This is a genomic window from Streptomyces sp. ASQP_92, assembly GCF_025399895.1.
Taxonomy (GTDB): Bacteria; Actinomycetota; Actinomycetes; order Streptomycetales; family Streptomycetaceae; genus Streptomyces.
This window is the reverse complement of the sequence record NZ_JAODUA010000002.1, coordinates 222,653-248,057: the sequence shown is the minus strand read 5'-3', so window position 1 is coordinate 248,057 and position 25,405 is coordinate 222,653. Positions and strand designations below refer to the sequence as shown.

The following is a 25,405-nucleotide window of genomic DNA, read 5'->3' as shown; positions in this document are numbered from 1 at the left end:
AAGCGGGGAGTTGAATATCGGGGCGGCCCCGGGGGGCCGGGCCGGCCGGTTCAGGGGCGGACGACTTCCAGGCCGATGGGTTCCGTGTCGGCCCGGTTCGGGGCCGGCCGGTTCAGTGCGCCGTCCAGCCGCCGTCGAGGGCGAGCGAGGTGCCGGTGATGAAGGACGCCTGAGGGGTGCAGAGGTAGGCGACCGCTTCGGCGACCTCGTGCGGCTCGACGAGCCGCTTGAGCGCCGTGTCCTTGAGGAGGATCTCGGTCAGGACGCGGTCCTCGGGGATGCCGTGCGCCGCCGCCTGGTCGGCGATCTGCCGTTGTACCAGGGGCGTGCGCACATATCCGGGGTTGACGCAGTTCGATGTGACGCCGTGCGGGGCGCCTTCGAGGGCGGCGGTCTTGGACAGGCCCTCAAGACCATGTTTGGCGGACACATAGGCCGACTTGAAGGCGGAGGCCCGCAGGCCGTGCACCGAGGACAGGTTGACGATGCGGCCCCAGCCCTGCCCGTACATGTGGGGCAAGGCGCCCCTGATCAGGCGGAACGGGGCTTCCAACATCACGGTGAGCACGGTGTGGAAGACCTCGGGCGGGAACGTCTCGAGCGGGCGCACCAGTTGGAGTCCGGCGTTGTTCACCAGGATGTCGGTACCGGCGGCGGCCTGTTCCGCCGCGTCGAGGTCGGTCAGGTCCAGGACGAGCGGCTCGACCGTGCCGGCCAGTCCGTTGGCGCGGGCGGTGAGCCTCTTGAGGCCTGTGGCGTCCCGGTCCACCGCCCTGACCTTGGCTCCGGCGCCGGCGAGCCGGAGCGCGCAGGCGCGGCCGATGCCGCCCGCGGCGCCGGTGACCAGCGCGGTGCGGCCTCCCAGGTCCAGGGCGACGGAGGGCGGAAGGGGCGCGGGGGCGGTGGGGGCGGTCATGCTCCCGACCCTAGGCAGCCCGCTCCTCGCCACCCATGTGGTCAGCGCACATACTTCAGAGCCCGGTACTGGGTTGGAACCATGTGGGGCCCTCCGACTGTGCCTGCTTGATACGGAACAGCGCGAACTCACTGAGCTGCGGCAGGGCGTCCAGGGCGAACCAGCCCACTTCGAGCGATTCGTCGTCGTTCACGCGTGCCTCGCCGCCTATGGCCCGGCAGCGGAACGCGATGTCCATGAACTGGCACTGATCCCCGTTGGGATAGGTCACCGTGGAGTGGCCGGCCTCCACCAGGACCACTCGCTCGGCGACGCACCGTACCCCGGTCTCCTCGTACACCTCGCGGACCGCGGTGTGTGCGGGCTCCTCCCCCGGCTCCGGGATGCCTCCGATCGTCGACCACTGGCCGGTGTCCGCCCGGCGGCCGAGCAGGACCCGGCCGTCGTCGTCGAAGACGATCGCACTCACACCCGGCAGCAGGAGCAGCTGATGACCCGCGACGGCCCGGATGTCTCGAATGAAGTCAGGAGTTGCCATGCCCCGACCCTAATGGCCGCCCGGAACCGGCCGGTCAGCCCCGCGTGCCCCGCCGGGCGCGCACGGTGCGGGTGATCGCCCAGGCCAGGCCCGCCGCGGCGGTCGCGACGAGCGCCCACTCGGGCAGGGTGCCCAGTTCGGTGGCGGGCGTACGCGACGAGCGCAGCGGCACCTTGGCGACGAGCGAGGCCGGCGTGAACAGGGCCGTCTTCCGCACGACCTTGCCGTCCGGCATGATCACGGCGCTGACGCCGCTGGTGACCGGGACGGTGACGGTCCTGCTGTGCTCCACCGCCCGCACCCGGGACATGGCGAGCTGCTGGTAGGTCATCTCGCTGCGGTCGAAGGTGGCGTTGTTGCTCGGCACCGAGATGAGCTGGGCGCCCGCGGTGACGGTGTCGCGCACCGCCCAGTCGAAGGCCGCCTCGTAACAGGTGGCGATGCCGACCTTGGTGCCGGCCATGGTGAACACACCAGGCTTCGTGCCGCGGTTGAAGTCCTCGCGGACCATGGAGGTGTAGCCGGGGGCGAAGGTTCCGATGAGGCCGCGCAGCGGGATGTACTCGCCGAACGGCTGGATCTGCCGCTTGTCGTACGTCGCGACGGGGCCCAGCCTCGGGTCCCACTGGACCTGCTCGTTGTAGAGCTTCGTGCCGTAGCCGCCGACGACGGCGCCAACCGAGATGGGGGCGCCGACGGCCCGGGCGGCCTGGTCGATGACGGCGCGGGCGTCGTCGTCGACGAAGGGGTCGACGTCGGAGGAGTTCTCCGGCCACAGGACGAAGTCGGGCCGGGGCTCCTGGCCCGCCCTGACCTTGTCGGCGAGGCGCAGGGTCTCGCGTACGTGGTAGTCGAGCACGGCCCGGCGCTGGGAGTTGAAGTCGAGGCCGAGGCGGGGCACATTGCCCTGGATCACCGCGACGGTCGCCGTGCCGTCCTCGGCGGCGTCGCTGACCAGGCCACGGGCGCCGAACGAGGCCCCGACCGGCACGACGACGGTGAGCAGCGCGGCGGCCGCGGCACCCCTGCGGACCCCTCCGGTGCCCCGCGCCCGCAGCGCCTCGCGGAGGCAGGCGTACAGGCCGAAACCGCACAGCGCCACGGCGAAGCCGAGGACGGGGGTGCCGCCCAGGGCGGCGAGCGGCAGGAACGTCCCGTCGGCCTGCCCGAAGGCGACCTTGCCCCAGGGGAACCCGCCGAACGGCGCCCGGGCGCGGGCCGCCTCGGCCGCGATCCACAGGGCGGCTGACCAGAGGGGCCACAGCGGAAGCCGGGAGACCACGGCCATGCCCGCTCCGGCCGCCCCGATGAACAGCGCCTCGATGGCGGCCAGGCCGAGCCACGGTCCGGGGCCGACCTCGACTCCGGTCCATACGAGCAGGGGCAGCAGGAAACCGAGGCCGAAGAGGTAGCCGAGGCCGAGGCCCGCCTTCCAGCTCCGGCCGTGCAGGACCCAGCCGAGGACGGCGAACGCGAGGAGCGCGAGCCACCACAGGGGCCTCGGCGGGAAGCTCAGATACAGCAGCACCCCACCCAGCGCGGCCACGGCGGGCCGCAGGAGACGGTTCAGCAGTGCCCGCGGCCGCGAAGGGGCGGCGGCCCGCGGTCCGAGCTGCTCCGGCTCGGCGAGGGGGGTTTCGGTGGTGCTCACCCGGCGGAGTCTACGGCGGGTCCCTGGGGAGGGGGGAGTCCCGCTTTCGGGGGCGCACGGCCGGGAACGGCCCGAGCCGCGGACGATCAGGCCTCGGCGGGCTTCCCCGTGCCGAGCAGGCGCAGCCGGTCGCGGATGACCCGTACGGCGGCTTCCGCGTCGTCGACGGTGACGGTGAAGACGCGTCCGTCGCCGAGTTTGAGCGCCACGCCCTCGCCCCGGCGGACGACGACGGCGGTGCCGATCTCGGGGCGCCAGCGATATCCCCAGCCGCCCCACTGGCGCGGGGTGACGCTGGGCACGAAGTCGGCTCCCACCACGAGTTCGAGAGGGATGGTGCGGCGCGGGAGCCCGATGTGGCCGCAGCGCACCTCCAGGCAGTCGCCGTCGACCTTGACCGCCACATGGACGAAGGCCAGCGTCCCGAACAGGACGAGGAGCCCGGCCGCCAGGCAGCCGACGACGGACATCAGCAGGGGCAGGATGCCCGACGTCCAGGTCGAGTCGACGGCCAGTTCGACGCCGAGCGCGATGCAGGCCGCGCCGCCGACCGCCAGAAGCCACTGGACGCGGTTGGTCGCCCGGCCGGTCCAGACTTCGGGGGGTTGCGCGGTGGCGCCGGATCCGGTGCGGGGCTCGGGGGACGCGGGGTACTCCCGGGACGGTTCCCTCATGCTTAGCAGGGTACTCAGGTTCCGCTCCGGTGGCACCGCTCGGCGCTCAGAGAGCGGTGCTCACGGCCTGGAGCAGCCGCCCCTCGGGGTAGGCGAGGGCGACGTCGGGCAGTATGCCGACGCGGCCGCTGAGGAGCACCGTGAGGCCTCCGACCTGGGCCGCGTCCGGTGCGGGCAGGATGTCGGCGCGGCGCAGGGCCTGGGCGGCGACCGGTTCGGCGCTGCCGAAGAAGGTGAGCGGGCCGCCCTGGGGGCGCAGGGCCGTACGGATGCGTTCGGCGACCAGCTCGTAATGGGTGCAGCCCAGGACGACGGTCCTCACCTCCGGCGGGGTGAGCGCGGCGGCCACGGCGACGGCCCGGTCGATCGCGGCGTCGTCGGCGTGCTCGACGGCTTCGGCGAGACCGGGGCAGGGCACCTCGGTGACGGGGACGCCGTCGGCGAATTCACGGATCAGTCCGCGCTGGTAGGGGCTGCCGGTGGTGGCCGGGGTCGCCCAGATGGCGAACGGCTCCCGGGCGGCGGCGGCCGGCTTGATCGCGGGCACGGTGCCGATCACCGGGATCGCGGGTTCCAGGGCGGCCCGGATCGCGGGCAGAGCGTGCACGGACGCGGTGTTGCAGGCGATGATCAGGGCGTCCGGCTCCTGGGCGGCGGCCGCCTTGGCCACCGCGAGCGCGCGTTCCGTGATGCCTTCGGAGGTGCGCGGGCCCCAGGGCATGCCATCCGGGTCGGACGAGATCACGAGGTCGGCGTCGGGGCGTAGCCGGCGTACCGCGGCGGCCGCGGCGAGCAGGCCGATTCCGGAGTCCATGAGCGCGATCTTCACCCGGTCACCATAGTCGACGGCCATGGCGCGACCGGCCGAAGGTCCGGTGCGCGGCCCGGGTCGTGGGGCAGACTGCGGCGGGTGAGCGCTCTAGTGTGGATCGCCTTGGTGTCCCTGGTCGTCTGGGTCTGGCTGCTGCTCGGGCAGGGCTTCTTCTGGCGTACCGATCAGCGGCTGCCGCCGCGTGCCGAGCTGGCGGATTGGCCTGATGTCGCGGTGGTGGTGCCGGCTCGCGACGAGGCGGCGGTGCTGCCGCTGAGCCTTCCCTCGCTGCTCGCCCAGGACTATCCGGGCCGCGCCGAGGTCTTTCTGGTGGACGACGCGAGCTCGGACGGCACCGGCGAGCTCGCCCGCCGCCTCGCCGAGGAGCACGGGGGTCTGCCCCTGACCGTCGTCGCGCCGGGTGAGCCGGAGGCGGGCTGGACCGGCAAGTTGTGGGCGCTGCGTCAGGGCATGGCGCTCGCGCGGGCGGGCGACCCGGAGTACCTGCTGCTCACCGACGCCGACATCGCGCACCGGCCGGACAGTCTGCGCGAGCTGGTCGCGGCGGCGCGCGGCGGCGGCTTCGATCTGGTGTCGCAGATGGCCCGGTTGCGGGTGGCGACCGGCTGGGAGCGATTGATCGTCCCGGCGTTCGTGTACTTCTTCGCCCAGCTCTATCCGTTCCGCTGGATCAACGCCCGCAGGCCGCGTGCCACGGCCGCGGCCGGCGGCTGCGTGCTGCTGCGTACGGAGGCGGCGAGGCGGGCCGGGATTCCGGACGCGGTGCGCCAGGCGGTGATCGACGACGTGTCCGTGGCGCGCGCTGTGCGCCGGTCCGGGGGGCGGGTCTGGCTGGGCCTCGCGGACCGGGTCGACAGCGTGCGTCCCTACCCGGGGCTCGGGGACCTGTGGCGGATGGTCTCGCGCAGCGCCTACGCCCAACTGCGCCACAATCCCCTGGTGTTGCTCGGCACGGTCGCGGGTCTCGCGCTCGTGTATCTGGCTCCCCCGGTCACGTTCCTGGCCGGCCTGGCGGGCGGCGGGGCGGGGGCCGCGTGGGCGGGCGGGCTCGCGTGGCTGGTGATGACCGTGACGTATCTGCCGATGCTCCGCTACTACCGCCAGCCGCTCGCGCTCGCCCCGACGCTGCCGTTCACGGCGCTGCTGTATCTGCTGATGACGGTCGACTCCGCGGTGCAGCACTACCGCGGCCGGGGCGCGGCCTGGAAGGGGCGCACCTACGCCCGCCCCGAGGCCGCTCCCGAGCAGCGCTGAGGGCGGCCGTCACTTGCGGCCGGGCGTCCAGTTCATGCCCCAGCCGTAGGTCTGGTCGACGGTGCGCTGGGGGCTGACGCCGCGCGCGGGCACCAGATAGCGGGCCTCGCGCTGGACGACGAGGTCGCCGCCGTTGTTGGTGATCAGGGCGAGGGCGCAGACCGTGGAGGGGACGGTGCACTCGTCGAGGAAGAACTCGATGGGGGCGCCGAACTGCGGCTGGAGCGTCACCGTGGCGTGCAGGTCGGCGAAGCTGCGGGCCCCCTCGTAGATGGTGACGAAGATCAGCAGGCGGCGGAACTTGTCCTTCTGGTCGAGGTTGACGGTGATGTTCTCGCCCGAGTCGACGGCGCCGGTGCGGTCGTCGCCGTCGAGGTGGATGTACGGGGGCTGGTGGAGCGCGCCGAAGGCGTTGCCCAGCGCCTGGACGACGCCCTTGCGTCCGTCGGTGAGCTCGTACAGGGCGCACAGGTCGAGGTCGAGGTCGGAGTGGTTGGCGGCGGCACGCCCCAACTTGGCGCCCCAGCCGCTGAATTGCTTGCGGCTCTGCCAGTTGAGGTTGATCCGCATCGCGCCCGAGCTGCCGCCCTGCTTGGCGAGCGAGACCCGGGGCGCCTCCTTGGTGAGGGTCACCTTGGAGAGCCGCACGGGCGCCGCCGGGGCCGCGGGCGGGACCGGAACCTGGGCGGTCGGCGCGGGGTACGGGAGCGATGGGGTGTGCGGGGCGGGGGATGCGTAGGGGGCCGCGGCGGGCGGGGTGTAGGGCGCGGCGGGCGGCGGCGTGTACGGGGCGGCGGGCGCCGGGTAGGGAGTCTGGGACGCGGCGGGCGGCTGCTGGGGCTTGTCGACGGTGATGCCGAAGTCCGTTGCCAGGCCTTCGAGTCCGCTGTCGTAGCCCTGGCCGACGGCACGGAACTTCCAGGCGCCCTGACGGCGGTAGAGCTCGCCGAGGATGAAGGCGGTCTCCACGGTGGCGTCCTGGCTGTCGAAGCGGGCGAGTTCCGCACCGCCCGCCGCGTCCAGGACGCGGATGCCGAGCCCGGGGACCCGGCCGAAGGTGCCGCCGTCGGCCGAGGCGGCGAGCACCAGGCGCTCGACGGCGGGTTCCATGCGCGCGAGGTCCACGAACAGTGTGTCCGTCACCGCGCCGGGCCCGGACCGCTTGCCTTCGTGGCGTACGGCGCCCGAGGAGTGCGAGGGCTGGTTGTAGAAGACGAAGTCGGCGTCCGAACGGACCCGGCCGCCCACCAGCAGGAGCGCCGAGGCGTCGACGTCGGGGACACCGGGGCCGGACCGCCAGGTCAGTTCGACGCGTACCGAGTGCGCCGGCACCGGGACATTGGCTCCCTTAAGCATGGACATGCTCTCCCCCATCACTCGATCCCCGTCGCTCGACGCGGTGTCCGGACCTCTGTGCACGTCAACCTAATGCCCGAGCGGCCGCATGGCCCGGTGTCCACGGGGAGATCCTGGACCGGCGCGTCCCCGCCCGGGGACGAGACCTCCAAAAACGCTGATCGAGGCGCCCGCCCCATGGATGAGTCGCGGAGTCCGCCCCATGGATGAGTGCGCGGTCCGCCCCATGGATGGCCGAAAGGTGACGAGGGCCCAACTGGCCTTCCGGACAAGCGCCGAGAACGGCCCCGCGAATGTCGCCGTTCGTACACCGCCCGCCACTATTGGTGAACGTCGGGACCCCGGAACGACCCCTGGCGTTCAACGGCTTCATCTCTTCGTTTCGGCAGGTCAGATTGGCAAAAGCCGCGCAAAACGGATGACCCGGGGATTGGGGCTCCCCAACGGCCACATCGTGGGCTTAACTTATGTGCCATGACCTCCCCCCGCTCCACCTATGGCGGCGGTTACTACTCCGCGCCGTTCTTCCCCGACACCCCCATCTACGACTCCCTCGTCGCAGAGCGGGGTACGCCTCAGATCGCCCCGATCCGAGTGCCCGCCCTCTACGACACCGGCAGCAACTACCTGCCCGCTCTGCCGTCGGCCATGCCCGCCCTGCCGGCCGCGCCTTCGCAGCAGACCCCGTCCTACGCCTCCTCGTACGGATACCAGCAGCAGATGCAGCAGCCGGTGCCGCTGCAGCACGCGCCCGCCCCGTACATTCCGCAGCAGAACTCCGCCCCGCGCGGCTACCAGGCGCAGCAGTCGATGCCGCAGCGTCCGATGGGCACCGGGTACGAGGCCATGCGGCCCGCCGCGCCCCGTCCGGCGCCCGCGCCGTACGAGGATCCGTACAACCGGCCCTATCAGGGCACCGGGTACTGACCGAGGGCACGACCCGGCCGCCCGGGCGCTGTCCGGAGCGGCTGGCAGGATGTGTTTATGGACAACAGACTTGATGCGGTCGTGCACGGGATTCACATCCATCCCGTCAAGTCGGTCGGGGGATACGACACGACACGAGCGGCGGTCGAGCCATGGGGGCTCGCCGGGGACCGCCGCTGGATGCTGGTGGACACGGACGGCACGGCCGTCACACAACGCGAACGTCCGGACCTCGCCCTGAGCAGTGCCGCCACACTGCCGGGCGGAGGGGTGCGCCTCTCCGCGCCCGGGCGGCCCGACCTGGAGGTGGAGCCGCCGCAGTCCGTGGCCGCCGTGGGCGTCACACTGTTCGGCAAGAAGTTCAAGGCGGTGCCCGCCGACGACGCGGCCCATGCCTGGTTCAGCGCGTATCTGGGCAGCGACGTGCGGCTGATACACCTCGACGACCCGGCGCGCCGCAGGACGATCAACCCCAAGTACGCGCCGAACGGAGAGACGGTCAGCTTCGCGGACGGCTACCCGCTCCAGATAGCCACCCGCACCTCGCTCGACGCCCTCAACGCCCTGATCGCGCAAGGCGATCGCCCCGATGAGGGCCCATTGCCGATGAACCGGTTCCGGCCCAACGTGGTGCTCGACGGGACCGAGCCGTGGGCCGAGGACACCTGGTCGCGGGTCTCGATCGGCGAGGTCTCCTTCCGCGTCGTGAAGCCCTGCGGCCGCTGCGTCATCACCACCACCGACCAGGCGACGGCCGAGCGCGGCAAGGAACCGCTGCGCACGCTGGCCCGGCACCGGCGGATCGGCAGCGCGCTCGCGTTCGGCGTCCTGGTGATCCCGGAGAACACCGGCACCCTCCACGTCGGGGACGCGATGAAGGTGCTCGCATAGCTCTGCGCCACGCGGGAACTCCTGTGGGTAGCAGAGGCGTTGGACAGGACAAGCCGGGTGGTCCGGGCCCTGTTCACGCCACCCGCGCACGCCGTCCCACCGGGCGGCCCGGAGGCGGAAGGGGGTGCGTGGCCCGTGCGAGCGATGTCGGGGCTGTGGCGCTGGCGCCACAACCCACTGCGCCGGCGCACCGACCTGGTGGAGGCCTGGGTGGCGCTCGCGGCGCTGGTCCTGATGGTGTTCGCCGCCCCCGCGGTGGGGGTGCTGTGCGGTTCGCTCACCGACACCTCGCTGCGACAACAGGTCACCGAGCAGCGCCTGCACCGGCATGTGACGGCGGCCGTCGTGGCGGGCCGGGCCGAACAGCGCCCGGGGGCCGCCCAGCCCGAAGGCTCGACGATCCGCGCCACCCGCACCACCGTGGTCGCCAACTGGACGGCGTACGACGGCAGTTCACGCCGCGGCACCCTGGTCTCTCCCCTCAGGGCGCCGGAGCCCGGCGCCACTTTCCGGCTGTGGACCGACGACCACGGGCGCCCGGTGCCCCCGCCGATGGCCCGGTCCGCGGCCGATACGCACGCGGTGTTCTCGGGGATCTGCGCGGCCGCGGCGGCCGCCGGACTCATCGAGGGCATACGGCGGTTGACCGTATGGCGGCTGATACGCCGGCGGTATGCCCGGCTGGACCGCGCATGGGCCCGGTGCGGTCCGGACTGGGGCCGTACCGGCGCTGGTGGCTGACCGGTCAACTCACCGGCCCCGCGCGCGCTACGGTGGACCATCAGGCGCAGACACCAGGTCACGTTCCAGGTGGGTGCGACGACGCACGCACGAGGCGGGGGCACGGCAGCACGATGGCTCAGGGCACGGTCCAGGTGACGCACACGGGCACGTCGAGGTGGCGCCGCCGCACGGGTGAGTACGCCTCACTGGCTGCGGCCCTGGAGGCCGCGGGCGACGGCGATGTCCTGACCATCGCCCCGGGCACCTACCGCGAGAACCTGGTGCTGCGCCGCTCCGTGACCCTGCGCGGCCCCGAGGGCGCCGTCGGCTCGGTCCGGATCGCGCCCGCCGACGGGGTGGCGCTGACCGTGCGCGCCTCGGCGACCGTACGGGACCTGTATCTGGAGGGCCAGGACGCGGCGGCGCCCGCGCTTCTCGTGGAGGACGGCGCGCCCGAGCTCGTCGACCTGCGGGTGGTGACGCGCTCCGCGGTCGGCATCGAGGTGCGCGGCGGAGCGCGGCCCACGGTGCGGCGCTGTGTCGTGGACAACCCCGGAGGCGTCGGCATCGGCGTGTTCGACGGCGCGGGCGGCCTGTTCGAGGAGTGCGAGGTCGTCGCGGCCGGACAGTCCGGGGTCTCGGTGCACAGCGGCGGCCACCCCCGGCTCGAACGCTGTCGGGTGCACCACGCCAGCGGCGCCGGGCTCACCGTCGGCGGCGAGGGCAGCGGCCTCGAGGCGCTCGGCTGCGAGGTGTACGAGATCAAGGGCGCGGGCGTGCAGATCGCCTCGCGCGCCGCGGCCCACCTCACCGACTGCACGGTGCACCGCACGTCGGCCGACGGCATCACCCTCGACACGGACGCGGTGCTCACGCTCGCGGACTGCGACATCCACGACATCCCCGAGAACGCGGTCGATCTGCGCTCCCGCGCGGTGCTCACCCTGACCCGCACCAAGGTGCGCCGCTTCGGCCGCAACGGGCTTTCGGTGTGGGACCCGGGCACCCGGGTCGACGCCAACCAGTGCGAGATCCACGACAGTACGGGCGACTACCCGGCGGTGTGGGTGAGCGACGGGGCGACCGCGACCCTGGAGGGCTGCCGCGTCCATGACGTACCGGACGCGATCTTCGTCCTGGACCGGGGTTCGCGCGCCGACGTCGTCGACAGCGACCTCACCCAGGTGCGCAACACCGCCGTGTCGGTGAGCGACGGCGCGACCGCCCAGCTCGACGACTGCCGGATCAAGGAGGCGGCCACGGGCGCCTGGTTCCGTGACCACGGCAGCGGGGGCACCCTCGCCGGCTGCACCATCGACGGCGCCCAGACCGGTGTCATCGTCACCAAGGGCGCCGATCCGAGGATCGAACGCGTCACGGTCACCTCGCCCGCCGAGGCCGGGTTCTATGTCTCCGCCGAGGGCCGGGGCACCTTCCACGGCTGCCGGGTGACCGGCAGCGGCGGCTTCGGCTTCCATGTCATCGACGGCTGCCGTACGACGCTGACGCGCTGCCGCACCGAGCGGTGTGCGCGCCGGGGTTATGAGTTCTCCGAGGACGGCGCCGTCGTCGAGGACTGCACCAGCGACGAGAGCGGCGCGCGCCCCGGCGCCCCCGAGCCGCCGGCCGTGCAGAGCGCCACCCAGACGATGGGGCTGCTCTCGGCCCTGCCCGACCAGCGTGCCGTCGAACCCCGGGCGGTCCAGCCGGCGGCCGAGCCCGCGCGTGATTCAGGGGCGGTGCTCGGTGAGCTGGACACGCTGGTGGGCCTGGAGAGCGTCAAGCGCGAGGTGCGGGCGCTGACCGACATGATCGAGGTCGGGCGCAGACGGCAGCAGGCCGGCCTCAAGGCCGCGTCGGTCCGCCGCCACCTGGTCTTCACCGGCTCCCCCGGCACCGGAAAGACCACGGTGGCCCGCCTGTACGGGGAGATCCTGGCCTCCCTCGGCGTCCTGGAGCGCGGCCACCTGGTGGAGGTGTCCCGCGTCGACCTGGTGGGCGAGCACATCGGGTCGACCGCGATCCGTACGCAGGAGGCGTTCGACCGGGCGCGCGGCGGGGTGCTGTTCATCGACGAGGCGTACGCCCTGTCCCCCGAGGACTCGGGCCGGGACTTCGGGCGCGAGGCCATCGACACCCTGGTGAAGCTGATGGAGGACCACCGTGAGGCCGTGGTCGTCATCGTCGCCGGCTACACGGCGGAGATGGAACGCTTCCTGAGCGTCAACCCCGGTGTGGCGTCCCGGTTCTCACGGACCATCAGGTTCTCGGACTACTCCCCCGAGGAGCTGTTGCGGATCGTCGAGCAGCAGGCGGACGAGCACGAGTACCGGCTCGGCGCGGGCACGGCGGAGTGCTTGCTGAAGTACTTCACGGTGCTGCCCAAGGGCGCCGCGTTCGGCAACGGGCGTACCGCGCGCCAGACCTTCGAGTCGATGGTGGAGCGGCATGCGGGCCGGGTCGCCCAGCTCGCCGACGCCAGCACCGACGACCTGACGCTGCTCTACCCGGACGACCTGCCCGAACTCCCCTGATCCACCCGCTGGTTGGGGACATCGCTCGCCAACGCGGCCAGCAGCAGGGCCCGTTCGCGGGCGAACGCGGGGTCGGCCTGGTAGTCGGAGTGTCCGAGGACCGGTGCGGGCAGCGGGTGGGTGCTGGTGCGGCCGTAGGCGACGGGGTCGAGCAGGGGGCCCTTGTCGACGTCGCCGCCGGTGCGTACCGGCCCGCCGATGGGGTCGGTGGCCCGCCACAGGTTCCGCCAGCAGTGCACCTCCTGGTGCAGGGCCGCGAGCGGGGCCGGGCCGAAGTAGGTGGGGAACCAGCGCCCGTAAAGACGCTCCACGGGACAGCCATAGGTGAGCAGAGCGACCCGGCGCCGGGTCGCGGCCGGCAGTTGCCACACGGCGGCCGCGGCGAGCACGCTGCCCTGCGAATGGCCGGAGATCACCAGGCGCCCTCCGGTGCGGCCGGTCCAGGTGTTCATCCGCCAGGCGAGGTCGGGCACGGCGCGCTCGGCGTAGCAGGGGGGCGCGAAGGGGTGGGCCGCGCGCGGCCAGAAGGTGCCGACGTCCCACAGGATGCCGACGGTGCGGCGGGCCGCCGCGTCCTTGTAGGCGCGCCGCCCCCAGGTGACGAAGAGCAGGAAGCCGAGGCCCGTGCACCAGGAGCCGAGCGACTGCACGGCGTCGGCGGCGAAGCCGACGGGGGCGGGGGCGCCGTCGGCGGCCCTGGCCGGCACTTCCCCCGCCCACCAGGCACCCACCAGGGCCGCGGCGCCGAGCAGCAGGGAGGCGCCGGAGACGATGCCGAGGAAGAGCGGGGCCCGGTCGGTGAGTCCGGCCATCGCGCGGGCCGCGGCGATGCGCCGGGTGCGGGCGGTGTCGGGCCGCTCGGTGGGGTAGTCCGCCATGACGCGGGGCTCGTCGGCGCGGGCGGTGCGCCAGGTGCGGACGCCGAAGTACAGCAGGACGGGAACGAGCAGCACGAACAGGGCGGGGATCACCGAGGCCTGCCATGTGAGCAGCGGGGGCGGCCCGTGGTAGGCGGAGGGGTCCATGCCCGGGGTGGCGCCGTGGTCCAGCCAGTCGGCGACCCGCTGGGCGACACCGCCGGTCATCACCCCGCCGAGCGCGCAGGCGAGCATGGCGACGGCGGGACCGCCGAGGCCGCGTAACGCGGTGCGCTCGCCGGGGGCTCGGTGGCGCAGATGCTTCGCCACGGCGGCGAGGGCCACCACCAGCACCCCTTGGGCGAAGGCGAGGAACCCGAAGGCCCGGTCGCCGGGCAGGGTGCCGGCCGAGGTCCAGTCGGGGCGGCCCCAGGACGCGTACAGCAGGGCGAGCGCCAGCAGGGAGAGCGAGGTGGCAGGCAGCCAGGCGGTGAGGGCCTTGTCGAGCCGCTCGTCGAGACGCGATTCGGTACGTCCGCGCCGGCACACCACGCCCACCACAACAAGCCCTGCCAGAAGCAGAGTTGACTCCAGGAGCAGGCCGAGCGTCTCCCGGACGGCGCTGGTGGAGTCGTGGTCGTAGCGAGCGGCCGCGACCGTGACGGCGGCGGCGGTGGTCAGGAACCCGGCGGCCGTGTGGGCGGCGCGCAGCCGGGCCACCAGGCGCCTGCCGTACCAGAACCCGGGCCTGCTGAAGGCGGGCCGGGGCGGCGCCTGCGGGGAGTCCTCGGCGGACGCCTCGCCGAGCGGCTGCTGCGACTCGTAGGCGCTCCAGGTCCGGTTGGAGAGGTACCAGAGCAGCACGGTCAGGCCCGTCGGCGCGAGGGCGGCGAGGGCGAGCCGGCGGCCGGGCTGGGCCCACCAGCCGTGGTGGTTCACGGAGATGAAGCCCGGCCAGGACCACGAGCGCGAGCAGGTGGCCGAGCCCGCGCACTGCCAGGCGGTGAGGTCGAGCGCGACCTCGCAGGCGGCGGCCACCAGGAGCACGGTGAGGCTGAGCGCGATGAGCCGTACCAGCACTCCGTACAGCCGGATCGCCCAGTGCGGCTCGGCGGCGGGGGGCCGCATCCAGTGGGCGAGGTTGATCACCATGAAGGGCAGCAGGAGCAGCCACAGGGCGCGGGCGCTGTTGCCGGACGTCAGATTGCACCAGACGTAGGCCTCGGGCACCGGGCGGTCGCGGTAGCGCTCGGGGTGGGCTTCGGCGTCGGCGTCCTGCGAGCGCCGGTGGATCGCCGCGGTGTCGTCGCCGGTGACGCGCACGGTGCGGGGGTCGCCGAGCATCTCCTGCGGTGAGGTGCCGCCGACGCCGTGGACCAGCAGTTCGAGGGCGGGGCCGCCGTGGTCGGCGGCGGGGGCGCCGGCTGGGGCTTCGGCTGGGGCACGGGACACTTCTGCGGCTCGCTCTCGTGGGGGCGGGATCGGCGGCGCGGGATGGCACGGAACATCAGGATCTCGGATCGGGGTGCCTCGGTGCAGTGCTTGTACGGAATCCGCCCGTGACAGGATGGGTGTCCGTAGGCCGGGGGCGCGGATGTGTCCGGCGAGGTGTTCGACGATGGGGAAGGGGTCGGCCCGGCAGTGAACGACCACCAGAATCTGCTCGCGGAGCAGCGTCGCGCGCTGATCCTCGATGAGGTCAGACGGCGTGGCGGGGTCCGGGTCAACGAGCTCACCCGGAAGCTCAACGTCTCGGACATGACGGTCCGCCGGGATCTGGACGCGCTGGCGCGCCAGGGTGTGATCGAGAAGGTGCACGGCGGGGCCGTGCCGGTCGCTGAGGCCACGGCACACGAGCCCGGCTTCGAGGCGAAGTCGGCGCTGGAGCTGAGCGCCAAGCAGGACATCGCGCGGGAGGCGGCCAGGATGGCCGTGCCCGGCAGCGCCATCGCGCTGGCGGGCGGTACGACGGCGTATGCGCTGGCCCAGCAGCTGGTGGACGTTCCGGAGCTGACGGTGGTGACCAACTCGGTGCAGGTCGCCGATGTCTTCCACGCCGCCCAGCGCTCCTCGGCCGCGTCCGGGCCGCGCCCGGGGGCGGCGACCGTGGTCCTCACCGGCGGGGTGCGGACGCTGTCCGACACCCTGGTGGGGCCGGTCGCCGACGCGGCGATTCGTTCCCTGCACTTCGATGTGCTGTTCATCGGGGTGCACGGCATCTCGGTGGAGGCCGGGCTCTCCACGCCCAACCTGGCCGAGGCGGAGACCAATCGGCGGTTCGTGCACTCGGCGCGGCGGGTCGTGGTGATCGCGGACCACACCAAGTGGGGCACGGTGGGGCTGAGTTCGTTCGCCACGCTCGACCAGGTCGACTCGCTGGTGACGGACGCGGGCCTGTCGAAGGCCGCCCGCGAGGAGATGACCGAGCATCTGCCCGATCTGGTCGTGGCGGGTGAGACCCCGGACAACGGGGGCGACAACGGCAGCGACAGCGGTGGGACCGCAGACATCTGACGGGTCGCCAGTTATGGTGTGCGGGCCGTCCCGCCGCGCGGCGGGGTGTGCCGCCTCCGTGGAGCGAGGCAGTCCCTTCCTGCCCCCCGGGAGGCACGCCTCACCGTCCCCGCGGAGACGGGCCTTCCGCCCCGCACGTGCGGGGTCTCGCCCCTCGACCGCCCGGAGGTATACGTCATGGCTCGCCGACTCAGGCCCGTGGAACTCGACTTCGCCGAGTCGGCGCCGGTGCGTCTGGCCTTCACCACCCGCCTCTCGGCCGCGCCCGGCGCCGTCTACCGGGCGCTCGCCGAGGAGGTCGCCGACACCCCGGTCTGGTTCTCCTCCGTGGCCGCGGCCCGGCCCCTGGACGGCGGGGCCGGGCGTGAGGTCAGACTGCGCGGCGGGGTGTTCTTCCGCGAGACGATCATGGCGACGGATCCCGGCGAGCGCTATGCCTACCGGATCGACGAGACCAACACCCCTGGTGTGCGCGCCCTGTTGGAGGACTGGCGACTTCGGCCCGCGGGCCCCGGCACCCTGGTGCGCTGGACGATGGCGGGCGAAGGGCCCGCGCTGTTCCGGCTGGCCATGCGGGCGGCCGGGCCGGGGATCGGCCAGTCCTTCCGCGGCGCGATGCGCGCACTCGACCGCCACCTCGCCCAAGCGGAAACGGCTTAGCAGCCCTCAACTGGCCTTTGTCGCAAGGCCCATGACGGAGCGCCAGATGTCTGCCAGCGAGTCGGGCGTGAGTCCCTCGTCGGAGCGGGCCGCGACGAAGCCGTCCGGGCGGACCAGGAGCGCGCCCTCCGGGGGCAGCCCGGCCACGTCGCACCAGGCCCCCTCGGTGTCGTACAGCACCCCCGCTCCGGGCTCGGACCCGGGCTTCCCCGCGACGATGGGGTGCACGGCCACGGGCAGCGGCTCGGCCGCCCGCGCCCAGGCGGCTCCCGCCGCGCCGTCGCCGCCGGTGAGCAGGGCGAAGCCCGGGCCGCAGAGGTCGAGGGTGGACACGCGGGCGCCGTCGCGGTCGAGCCACAGGTGGGGGACGCGGGTGCCGCTCTGGCCCGCGAGCCGGTCGACGGTGTCCCCGGCAGGTGAGCCGTGGACGGCGGCGGACGCGTAGCGGTAGCGGGTCATGATCTCGCCGGTGCCCAGTTGGCGGTCGAGGGCGTCGGCGTTGCCCGGCGTGCGGATGGCGTACCGGGCCAGGAAGTCGGTGCGCAGCCAGGCCTGTTCGGCGACGAGCAGACCGCGGGGACGGCGTTCGGGCTCATAGGTGTCCAGGAGCGCGTCCGGGAACTGTCCGCGCAGGACCGCGGCGAGTTTCCAGGCGAGGTTGTGCACATCCGCGATGCCGGTGTTGGCGCCGAAGCCGCCCCAGGGGGCGTGCCGGTGGGCCGCGTCACCGGCGAGCAGGACCCGGCCCCGGCGATAGGTGTCGGCGACGGCGGTGCCGGTGTCCCAGGCGGCGCGGGCGAGCAGTTCGATGCGGAGTCCGGGGTCGTCGGCGCCGATGGCGGTGCGCAGCAGGGCGAGGCAGCGCTCGTCGGGGTAGTCGGCCGGGCTCTCGCGCTCGGGGTCGTAGGCGAGGTGGAAGGACCATTCGTCGGTGTTGTTCTTGGCCAGGAAGAGTCCGGACACCGCGGGCCCGCTGATCTCGCACTGGCTGAAGGTGCGGTCGCGCACGAGCTCGGTGAGGTCGGCGCGGAAGTAGAGGTTGAGGTAGTGGTGGGTGGCGGGCCGCGTGGTGCTGGTGATGCCCAGGGCTGTGCGGACCGGGCTTCCGGCGCCGTCCGCCGCCAGGAGGTAGTCGGCGTCCAGGGTGCTGGTACGGCCGGTGGCGCGGTCCCTGAGGGTGGCGGTGACGCGGTCGGCGCCCTGGGTGAATCCGGTCAGCTCGGTGCCGAAGCGAACGTCGCCGCCGCGCTGTTCGGCCATCTCGCGCAGGACCGGTTCGAGCAGCACCTGGGGGCAGAAGCAGAACGAGGAGGGGCTCTCATCGGCGCCGACCATGGCGCCGGTGGCCAGGACATGGCTGAGGTCGAGCGCCTCGGACGCGGCGATGCTGGCGCCGGTGCGGGCGCCGCCGAAGCGGCCCATCTTGAGGGCGGAGGCGCTCGCGGCCTGCACGGCGTCCTCGACGCCCAGCTGCCGGAAGATCTCCACGGCCCGCGTGTGCATGCCGCGTGAGCGGGGCAGCACGGTCGGCTCGGTGTTGCGTTCCACCAGGACGTAATCGACCCCCTGGTGCTCCAGACACAGGGCCGCGGTCAGACCGACCAGTCCCCCGCCGACGATCAGTACAGATGGCATGACAGCTCCCCGTGGTTCCCCGTGCCGTTCAGTGGATCTTTCCTACCGTAGACAGCCGGGGCACCATCGGGGGCAAACTGCGGGTCAACGCTGAGGTTGGCTCAACACCACTCCCGCGTGCGGAAGTTGAGGCACACCGCGCGGCTCGGGGTCCGGTTCAGTCGTCGTCGGCGACCGGGACCACCGCCACCGGGCACTCCGCGTGGTGCAGCACCGCGTGGGCGACGGAGCCCATCAGGAGGGAGCCCGGCTTCAGGCGCCTGCGGTGCCGGCCGACCACGATCAGCGCGGCCGAGGCCGAGGCGTCGACGAGATGTCCGGCCGCGTCGGCGGGCGCGATCACGGCGTCCGTCTCGACGGCCGGGAACCGCTCCTCGAAGGGGCGCAGCCGCTCGGCCTGTTCGCGTCGTACGTCGCGCTCGCCGGGCCCGTACTGGTCGACGTCGAGGCGTCCGGGCGGGAACTCGCCCGCGACCATCAGGGCGGCCGGGGGCGTGGCCGGGTAGGCGGAGATCACCTGGAGTGCGACGCCCCGCGCCGAGGCCTCCTCGAAGGCGAACGCGATGACGTCGTCGACCGTGTCGCCCAGGTCGAGCCCGAGCACCACCCGGCCCGTTGCCCGTTCGTCCTCCCCGGTACGGGCCAGACGCGGCACGACCACGACGGGGCAGGGCGCGCGGGTGGCCACGGCCAGGCTGTTGGAGCCGAGGAGCAGGCTGGCGAAGCCGCCGCGCCCGCGCGATCCCATCACCAGCATGCGGGCCTCGGCGCCCAGGCCGTGCAGCGCGTCGGCGACCTCGCCCTCCAAGGAGTCGAACCGCACCGAGGGCAGCCCGTCGCGGCCCGAGAGCGCGGCCCGCACACGGTCGGTCACCGGGTCGTTGAGCTCGGGCCCCGGGCCGAGCGCGGAGCGGCGGGCCGTCCAGAGCTGGGTGTGGTCGGGCAGGACATGGGCGATCACCAGGTCGGCGGCGCGTCTGCGGGCGGTGGGAATGGCCCACTCCAGGGCCCGCAGACTGTGTTCGGATCCGTCGACGGCGACGACTACCGGGCGCGTGTCCATGACGTCACCCTGGCACGCTCCGGGGGCTCCCGCACGGGCAGAAGGTCCCGCTGTGGCCGGTTCACGGGGCGGGCCAGACCCCGCTCTCCAGGAAGGTGTCGAGCGTCCTGCTGTAGGGCGCGATGTCCAGGCCCTGTTCGGCGAGCCAGGCGTCCGAGTAGTACTTGTCGAGGTAGCGGTCGCCCGGGTCGCAGAGCAGGGTGACGATGCTTCCGGTACGGCCCTCGGCGACCATTTCGGCGACGATCCTCAGCGCGCTCCACAGGCCGGTGCCGGTGGAGCCGCCGGCCTTGCGGCCGATCGCCTTCTCCAGGGCGCGTACCGCCGCGACGCTCGCCGCGTCCGGCACCTTCATCATGCGGTCGATGGCGCCGGGCACGAAGCTGGGCTCCATGCGCGGGCGCCCGATGCCCTCGATGCGCGAGCCGCAGTCGCTGGCGGCCAGCGCGTCGCCCCGGGTCCAGCCGTCGAAGAAGCAGGAGTTCTCCGGGTCGGGCACACAGATCATCGTGTCGTGCTGCATGTAGTGCACATAGCGCGCGATGGTGGCCGAGGTGCCCCCGGTGCCGGCCGTGGCGACGATCCAGGTGGGCTCGGGGTAGCGCTCCAACTTCAGTTGCTGGTAGATGGATTCGGCGATGTTGTTGTTGCCCCGCCAGTCGGTGGCCCGCTCGGCGTAGGTGAACTGGTCCATGTAGTGGCCGCCGGTCTTCGCGGCGAGGGCCGCGGACTCCTCGTACATCTTCATCGAGTCGTCCACGAAGTGGCACCGGCCGCCGTGGAACTCGATCAGACGGCACTTCTCGGCGCTGGTGGTGCGGGGCATCACCGCGATGAAGGGCACGCCGATCAGTTTGGCGAAATATGCCTCGGACACGGCGGTCGAGCCGCTGGACGCCTCGATGACCGGCTTGCCCGGCCGGATCCAGCCATTGCACAGGCCGTACAGGAAGAGCGAGCGCGCCAGGCGGTGCTTGAGGCTGCCGGTGGGATGCGTCGACTCGTCCTTGAGATAGAGATCGATGCCCCAGGCCTCGGGGAGGGGAAAGCGCAGGAGATGGGTGTCGGCGGAGCGGTTGGCATCGGCCTGGACCTTGCGCACGGCCTCCTTCAGCCAGGCGCGGTACTCGGGATCACTGCGGTCCACATCGATGGTTTCCATGCCACTCCTCGTCGTTTCTGCGTGCCGCCCCCACACCCGACAATACCGCTCCCACCTGCACAAACGTTCCCTTTGGGCATCCATAGGAGTGGCTTGTGGGACGCCTGGTGAGCGCTGGGCGGCGCTGGCCCGGACCCGATCCCCGCCGCGCCCTGGTGCGTAGGCTCGACGTTGTGCAGACTGCCCACCAGGAGCGATGTGAAGGGGGCCGGACGGTCATGGCGGAACCCGAGTTCAGCGCGAAGGGTGTACGGATCGAGCGGTGGACCCGTTCGCTGACCAGAGCCGGGCAGGTGTTGATCAAGGACGGCCGGCTCGCCCTGCTCACCAGCAACGGCCGGGAGATCGACAGCGCGCCCGTCGACACGGTCAGCGCGACACGGCCCCGGCTGCCGTGGCTCGCCAAGGAGGACCGGACGGTGGCGCGGCTGAACGGCACCCGCTACCGGCTGACGATGGGCGAGGAGCCGGACCGTTCGCGCGGCTCCGAACTGACCCGGCGCTTCCTTCAGGCCATCGGGCAGACGACGCACGGCGCGCACAGCTGAGACGCCCGGGCTCCAGTGGTGCGAGTTGCGCAGTGCGAGGCCGTGGGCCACGCTGGTGTCACATCACTGAGGGTTCACCGGCGGTCACGCTCTGATGAGGGCCGTCGGATCAGACAGCTACTTCCGGACCTATTCAGGGAGTCGCAACCGTGATCAGCCAGCCAAGCAGGCAGTGCACGGTGGAGCTCCAAGCCCTGCCGTCGCGGATCGGTCAGGTCCGCAGAATCGTATCGGCGCAGTTGCGCTACTGGCATCTGGATCCGTTGATAGACGAGGCGGCGCTGGGCGTCACCGAGCTGCTCACCAACGTCCACCGGCATGCCGAGCCGGACAAGATGTGCACGGTGGAGATCGAGCTGCTGCTCGACCGCCTCACCATCTCGGTGCACGACCACGATCCGACCCTGCCCGCCCTGCGGGACTCCAACTCCCTTGCCACCAACGGTCGCGGGCTGGCTCTGATAGCCGCGGTCAGCGAGAGCTGGGGCGTGCGCCCGCTGGGCGAGACGGGCAAGACGGTGTGGTTCACGCTCGCCGCACCCTCCCCCGCGACGGCCCTGTCGCCCTACCCCGTGTACCGGTCGACGCCCCGCACCCCCTTCCGGGAACCCCGCCCCCAGCACGCGGTGCGCGGTCGCGCGAACACCGCCGCCCGGTCCCCCGTCGCGGGCTGACCGGACGGGGGCACGAGCGGCGGGCGTTCGTCAGGCCGCGCCTCCCTTGCCGGGGGACGCCGGACGCGCCCGCCCGAAGTGCTCCTCCAGGACGGAGATCCGGCGCCAGTACTCCTCCTCGTCGATCTCCCCGGAGGCGAACCGGCGGCCGAGGACAGCCATCGGCGAACGGTCGTCCACGGGCGGCCGCCACGCTCCTCGCCGCCCCCGCCATCCGCCGCGCCGCAGCACGGTCACGACGGTGAGGATCACGGCGGCCCAGACCAGCGGGACGAAGAAGATCCAGGGTCCGGGTCCTGTGTGGGCCAGGGTGTTCATGTCGCTCAGCTCCCTCGGTGGCGTTGCTCATTGCGTGCTTCGAGCCTCCCGCCGCGAGGGGGTCCCCGTCGTCGTCCGCCCGAAGGCGGCCGGCGTACCCCGGGGGAAGTAGAACGGGCCCCGGGGGAAGTAGAACGGGCCCCGGGGGCTGCTCTGGATTCTGTACCTACTGGTATGTACAGTACGGGCATGAGCACTTCGGAGCGCCTGATCGAGGCCACCCGCGAGCTGCTGTGGGAGCGGGGCTATGTGGGCACCAGCCCCAAGGCCATCCAGCAGCAGGCCGGCGCGGGCCAGGGCAGCATGTACCACCACTTCACGGGCAAGCCCGATCTGGCGCTCGCCGCGATCCGGCGCACCACCGAGCAGATGCGGGCCGCCGCCGAGGCCACCTTCGCCGACGGGCACACGGCGTACGAGCGGATCTCGGCCTATCTGCTGCGCGAGCGCGATGTGCTGCGCGGCTGCCCGGTGGGGCGTCTCACCATGGACCCCGAGATCATCGCCGACGCGGAGCTGCGCGCACCGGTCGACGAGACCCTCGGCTGGCTGCGCGGACGGCTCGCCGAAATCGTCCAAGAGGGCCTGGATCAGGGCGAGTTCGAAGGCCGCGTCGTGCCCGAGGAGATCGCCGCGGCCGTGGTGGCGACCGTCCAGGGCGGCTATGTGCTGGCCCGCGCCTCCGGGTCGCCCGACGCCTTCGACGCGGGGGTGCGCGGCCTGCTCTCTCTGCTGGCGCCACCCGCCAACTCCCGCTGAGACAAAGGCTGTTCATGCCCCGGCCCACCGCACGAGGAGTACGTCATGCATGCCATGCAGTACGAGATAACGCTGCCCGCCGACTACGACATGGAGATCATCCGCAAGCGCGTCGCGACCCGGGGCCACCTCCTGGACGACTTCCCCGGGCTCGGCCTCAAGGCCTATCTGATCCGTGAGCGGAGTGCCGGGTCGCCGGTCAACTCCTACGCCCCGTTCTACCTCTGGGCCACCCCCGAAGGCATGAACTCCTTCCTGTGGGGCCCCGGATTCCAGGGGATCGTCGACGACTTCGGCCGTCCCCGGGTCCAGCACTGGACCGGACTTTCCTATGCCGAGGGGCCCGCGAGCGGGGCGGTGCCCGCCACCGCGACCCGTCTGCGGGTCCCGGTCCCCGAGAGGGCCGAACCGGCCCGGTTCGTGGCGCGGGAGGTGGCCCAGGAGCCGGCCGCCGGGGTGGTGGCGAGCGCCGTGGCCATCGACCCGAGCCGCTGGGAACTGGTGCGGTTCACCCTGTGGGAGCAGGGCGCCGCGCCGACGGACGGCGACGTGTTCCAGGTGCTGCACCTGTCGCGGCCCGCACGTGCGGACCTGCCCGTGGGGCGGCACTGGTGAGCGCGGCACACACCGTCCTCGGCGAGGTCGCGGCCGACCGGCTCGGCGTCGTCGACGCCCATGACCACCTCTTCATCCGCAGCCCGCTGCTCCCCGGCCAGGAGCTGGACGACGTGGCGGACGCGGCGGTGCGGCTCTCCGGGTTCGGCGCGCTCGGCGGCGGCACCGTGGTCCAGTGGACGCCGTACAAAATGGGCCGCCGCATCGCCGAACTGCCCGCCCTGTCACGGGACTTGGGGGTGCACATCATCGCCGCCACCGGCCTTCACCAAGCCGCCCACTACCCGGCCGAGCTGCTCGATTCCGTACGCGACCGGCTCGCCGAGCTGTTCATCACCGAGCTGACCGAAGGCATCGGCGACACCGGGGTGCGGGCCGGGCTGATCAAGGTGGCGGGCGGCTTCCACGGGCTCGACGACCACGCCGTGTTCACGATGCGGGCCGCCGCCGAAGCCAACCGCCGCACGGGCGCCCCGATCGCCGTCCACCTGGAGCTGGGCACCGGCGCGCTCGACGTACTCGACCTGCTGTGCGGGCAGTTGGGGGTGGCGCCCGGTTCGGTGATCCTCGGCCACCTCAACCGCTCCCCCGACTTCACCGTGCACCGGCTGGCCGCCGAGGCCGGGGCCCGGCTCGCCTTCGACGGGCCCTCGCGGGCCAACCACGCCACGGACTGGCGGATGCCGGACGCGCTGCGGGCGCTCGCGGACGCGGGCTTCGCCGACCGGCTGCTGCTCGGCGGGGACACCGTGACGCCGGACACCCCGGGGATGACATATCTGCTGCGCAGGGTCCGGCCGCGGCTCGAACTCGCCCTGGGCGAAGCCCTGGTGGAGCAGATCCTGGTCACCAATCCGGCGCGGGCCTACGCCTGGTGAGTCAGCGCCCCCAGCGGGTCGTCGAGCACCGGCTGCCAGGCCAGCTCGGCGGCCCCGACCAGGCTGTTGTGGTCCAGGGAGCAGGCCAGGATCGGGACGCCGCCGCTGCGCCCCCACAGGCTGCGGTCGGCGACGACGGCACGCAGCCGGTCGGGGTCGGCCTCCAGGAGCGCCTTGTGCAGCCCGCCCAGGACGATCCGGTCGGGGTTGAGGATGTTGACCAGGCCCGCGAGGCCGAGGCCGAGCCGGTCGACGAGTTCCTCCGCGGCCCGGCGCACGGAAGCGTCCCTCGCGTACTCGTGGCGCAGCAGGGCCCGTGACTGCTCCAGGAGCGACACCTCCGGCCCGGGCGTGCGACCCGCCGCGGTGAGGAAGGCCAGCGGGTCGGCCTCGACGTCCAGGCAGCCGCGGCTGCCGCAGTAGCAGGGGCGGCCGTCGGGGTTGACGGTGAGGTGGCCGACCTCCAGCGCCAGGCCCGAACTCCCGGTGTGCAGACGGCCGTCGAGCACCAGCGCGCCGCCGACGCCGCGGTGTCCGGTGGCCACGCAGAGCAGGTGCTGGGAGCCGCGTCCCGCGCCGTGCCGGTGCTCGGCGAGCGCGGCGAGGTTGACGTCGTTGCCGGTGAAGGCGGGGCCCGTGATGCCGGCGGCGCGGACGCGCTCGGCGAAGATCTCGCGCACCGGGGCCCCCGCCGGCCAGGCCAGGTGGAGCGGGTTGAGCGCGGTCCCCTCCGGTTCGGCGACGGCGGACGGCACGGCGAGCCCGGCGCCCACACAGCGGCGGCCGCTGCCCTTGAGGAGTGCGGCGCCCGCGTCGACGACCTCGCCGAGCACCTGGGCCGGGTCGGCGGAGACGATGACACAGCCCGGGTCGGTGGCGACGATCTCGCCGCCGAGGCCGACCAGCGCCGCCCGGAAACCGTCCGCGTGCACCTGAGCCGCGAGCGCGACGGGCCCGGCGTCGTCGACGGCGAGGCGGTGCGAGGGACGGCCCTGCGAGCCGGCCGCGGCGGGACGGGAGTCGACCCGGATCAGGCCGAGCGCTTCGAGTTCCGCGGCGACCGCGCCCGCGGTGGCACGGGTGACGCCCAGCTCGGAGGTGAGCACGGCACGGGTCGGCGCACGGCCGGTGTGTACCAGTTCGAGCGCGGGTCCGAGCGCGCTGCGGCCCCTCTCCAGTCTGGTCCGCGTGGTCGTCGCCTTGCCGTTCATGGGGGCGAGTCTCCCATGATCCCGGACGGAAGCCGCCCTTCCGGCCGGTGGTCGGCCGACCCGGGGTCCGGGGACCGGTTTCCTCGCCGAGGCCGGGCGGGTCGGCGGCCCGCCGAGCCTCGAAGCTCGGCCGCCCATCGCCTCCCCGACGCCCGTGATCGACCAGGCTCCCCCTCCCCAGCCGGTTGATGGAGCCCTGGCCCTGCCCCTATCCT

At 72.9% G+C, this 25,405-nt stretch carries 24 protein-coding genes; 12 read left to right on the top strand and 12 right to left on the bottom strand.

The genetic code is table 11. From position 1 onward, the window contains the following. Nucleotides 1-112: 112 nt before the first annotated feature. The 5 genes from N4G70_RS07200 to N4G70_RS07180 form a co-directional block, all read right to left on the bottom strand. Entirely contained in the window at nt 113-916 is an 804-nt protein-coding gene (locus N4G70_RS07200) for a 3-hydroxybutyrate dehydrogenase (RefSeq protein WP_261711624.1), read from the bottom strand. Between the two features lie 55 nt (nt 917-971). Beyond that, nucleotides 972-1,454 carry an NUDIX domain-containing protein gene (locus N4G70_RS07195; protein ID WP_261711623.1) on the bottom strand — a complete coding sequence of 161 codons (483 nt, stop codon included), beginning with the start codon at nt 1,452-1,454 and terminating at the stop codon, nt 972-974. A gap of 34 nt (nt 1,455-1,488) precedes the next feature. Beyond that, nucleotides 1,489-3,105: an apolipoprotein N-acyltransferase gene (gene lnt, locus N4G70_RS07190; protein ID WP_261711621.1), complete on the bottom strand. Its 1,617-nt coding sequence runs from the start codon at nt 3,103-3,105 to the stop codon at nt 1,489-1,491. Nucleotides 3,106-3,191: 86 nt separating this feature from the next. Further along, nucleotides 3,192-3,779, bottom strand: a complete 588-nt coding sequence (locus N4G70_RS07185; protein ID WP_261711620.1) for a hypothetical protein — start codon at nt 3,777-3,779, stop codon at nt 3,192-3,194. Nucleotides 3,780-3,825: 46 nt separating this feature from the next. Continuing rightward, nucleotides 3,826-4,632: a glutamate racemase gene (locus tag N4G70_RS07180; RefSeq protein WP_261711619.1), complete on the bottom strand. Its 807-nt coding sequence runs from the start codon at nt 4,630-4,632 to the stop codon at nt 3,826-3,828. A 57-nt stretch (nt 4,633-4,689) separates the two neighbouring features. Between N4G70_RS07180 and N4G70_RS07175 the strand changes: the two genes are divergently transcribed. Then, entirely contained in the window at nt 4,690-5,865 is a 1,176-nt protein-coding gene (locus N4G70_RS07175) for a glycosyltransferase (RefSeq protein ID WP_261711618.1), read from the top strand. Nucleotides 5,866-5,874: 9 nt separating this feature from the next. Here the strand turns inward: N4G70_RS07175 and N4G70_RS07170 are convergent, their stop codons facing one another. After that, nucleotides 5,875-7,221: a TerD domain-containing protein gene (locus N4G70_RS07170; protein WP_261712060.1), complete on the bottom strand. Its 1,347-nt coding sequence runs from the start codon at nt 7,219-7,221 to the stop codon at nt 5,875-5,877. Between the two features lie 474 nt (nt 7,222-7,695). On the opposite strand from N4G70_RS07170, the gene N4G70_RS07165 reads away from it, so the two are divergent. From N4G70_RS07165 to N4G70_RS07150, 4 genes are all read left to right on the top strand, one after another. Further along, on the top strand, nt 7,696-8,148 hold the full coding sequence (locus N4G70_RS07165) for a DUF6643 family protein (protein ID WP_261711617.1): 453 nt from the start codon (nt 7,696-7,698) through the stop codon (nt 8,146-8,148). Between the two features lie 57 nt (nt 8,149-8,205). After that, nucleotides 8,206-9,039, top strand: a complete 834-nt coding sequence (locus tag N4G70_RS07160; protein WP_261711616.1) for an MOSC domain-containing protein — start codon at nt 8,206-8,208, stop codon at nt 9,037-9,039. A 144-nt stretch (nt 9,040-9,183) separates the two neighbouring features. After that, nucleotides 9,184-9,780, top strand: a complete 597-nt coding sequence (locus N4G70_RS07155; RefSeq protein ID WP_315904238.1) for a hypothetical protein — start codon at nt 9,184-9,186, stop codon at nt 9,778-9,780. A 113-nt stretch (nt 9,781-9,893) separates the two neighbouring features. Then, nucleotides 9,894-12,296, top strand: a complete 2,403-nt coding sequence (locus N4G70_RS07150) for a right-handed parallel beta-helix repeat-containing protein (RefSeq protein WP_261711614.1) — start codon at nt 9,894-9,896, stop codon at nt 12,294-12,296. Here the strand turns inward: N4G70_RS07150 and N4G70_RS07145 are convergent. Then, on the bottom strand, nt 12,266-14,605 hold the full coding sequence (locus N4G70_RS07145) for a hypothetical protein (protein WP_261711613.1): 2,340 nt from the start codon (nt 14,603-14,605) through the stop codon (nt 12,266-12,268). The two genes, N4G70_RS07150 and N4G70_RS07145, sit on opposite strands and share 31 nt — an antisense overlap. A 189-nt stretch (nt 14,606-14,794) precedes the next feature. On the opposite strand from N4G70_RS07145, the gene N4G70_RS07140 reads away from it, so the two are divergent. Both N4G70_RS07140 and N4G70_RS07135 read left to right on the top strand, forming a co-directional pair. Next, entirely contained in the window at nt 14,795-15,667 is an 873-nt protein-coding gene (locus N4G70_RS07140; protein WP_261711612.1) for a DeoR/GlpR family DNA-binding transcription regulator, read from the top strand. A gap of 177 nt (nt 15,668-15,844) precedes the next feature. Next, the gene (locus N4G70_RS07135; RefSeq protein WP_261711611.1) at nt 15,845-16,327 is read left to right on the top strand and encodes an SRPBCC family protein; all 483 of its coding nucleotides are present in this window, start codon (nt 15,845-15,847) and stop codon (nt 16,325-16,327) included. Nucleotides 16,328-16,333: 6 nt separating this feature from the next. Here N4G70_RS07135 and N4G70_RS07130 read toward each other — a convergent pair whose 3' ends face one another. From N4G70_RS07130 to N4G70_RS07120, 3 genes are all read right to left on the bottom strand, one after another. Then, nucleotides 16,334-17,962 carry an FAD-dependent monooxygenase gene (locus tag N4G70_RS07130; RefSeq protein WP_261711610.1) on the bottom strand — a complete coding sequence of 543 codons (1,629 nt, stop codon included), beginning with the start codon at nt 17,960-17,962 and terminating at the stop codon, nt 16,334-16,336. Between the two features lie 157 nt (nt 17,963-18,119). Then, the gene (locus tag N4G70_RS07125; RefSeq protein WP_261711608.1) at nt 18,120-19,025 is read right to left on the bottom strand and encodes a universal stress protein; all 906 of its coding nucleotides are present in this window, start codon (nt 19,023-19,025) and stop codon (nt 18,120-18,122) included. A 61-nt stretch (nt 19,026-19,086) separates the two neighbouring features. Continuing rightward, nucleotides 19,087-20,187, bottom strand: coding sequence for a PLP-dependent cysteine synthase family protein (locus N4G70_RS07120; protein WP_261711607.1), 1,101 nt, complete (start codon nt 20,185-20,187; stop codon nt 19,087-19,089). A gap of 218 nt (nt 20,188-20,405) precedes the next feature. Here N4G70_RS07120 and N4G70_RS07115 point away from each other — a divergent pair, with 218 nt between their 5' ends. Then, nucleotides 20,406-20,735, top strand: coding sequence for a hypothetical protein (locus tag N4G70_RS07115; protein WP_120725750.1), 330 nt, complete (start codon nt 20,406-20,408; stop codon nt 20,733-20,735). Between the two features lie 149 nt (nt 20,736-20,884). Beyond that, on the top strand, nt 20,885-21,409 hold the full coding sequence (locus N4G70_RS07110; protein ID WP_261711606.1) for an ATP-binding protein: 525 nt from the start codon (nt 20,885-20,887) through the stop codon (nt 21,407-21,409). 30 nt (nt 21,410-21,439) lie between these two features. On the opposite strand, the gene N4G70_RS07105 is transcribed toward N4G70_RS07110, so the two are convergent. Then, the gene (locus N4G70_RS07105; protein WP_261711605.1) at nt 21,440-21,727 is read right to left on the bottom strand and encodes an SHOCT domain-containing protein; all 288 of its coding nucleotides are present in this window, start codon (nt 21,725-21,727) and stop codon (nt 21,440-21,442) included. Between the two features lie 174 nt (nt 21,728-21,901). On the opposite strand from N4G70_RS07105, the gene N4G70_RS07100 reads away from it, so the two are divergent. Genes N4G70_RS07100 through N4G70_RS07090 form a run of 3 tightly spaced genes read left to right on the top strand, consistent with a single transcriptional unit; the run spans nt 21,902 to nt 23,979 of the window. Next, entirely contained in the window at nt 21,902-22,486 is a 585-nt protein-coding gene (locus tag N4G70_RS07100) for a TetR/AcrR family transcriptional regulator (protein WP_261711604.1), read from the top strand. A gap of 45 nt (nt 22,487-22,531) precedes the next feature. Continuing rightward, nucleotides 22,532-23,101, top strand: coding sequence for a DUF4865 family protein (locus N4G70_RS07095; RefSeq protein ID WP_261711603.1), 570 nt, complete (start codon nt 22,532-22,534; stop codon nt 23,099-23,101). Next, nucleotides 23,095-23,979 (top strand): phosphotriesterase, encoded by an 885-nt coding sequence (locus tag N4G70_RS07090; RefSeq protein ID WP_261712059.1) that lies wholly within the window; start codon nt 23,095-23,097, stop codon nt 23,977-23,979. Before N4G70_RS07095 ends, N4G70_RS07090 begins: the two co-directional genes overlap by 7 nt. Here N4G70_RS07090 and N4G70_RS07085 read toward each other — a convergent pair. Continuing rightward, nucleotides 23,967-25,190, bottom strand: a complete 1,224-nt coding sequence (locus N4G70_RS07085) for an ROK family protein (RefSeq protein ID WP_261711602.1) — start codon at nt 25,188-25,190, stop codon at nt 23,967-23,969. The two genes, N4G70_RS07090 and N4G70_RS07085, sit on opposite strands and share 13 nt — an antisense overlap. Nucleotides 25,191-25,405 lie beyond the last annotated feature (215 nt).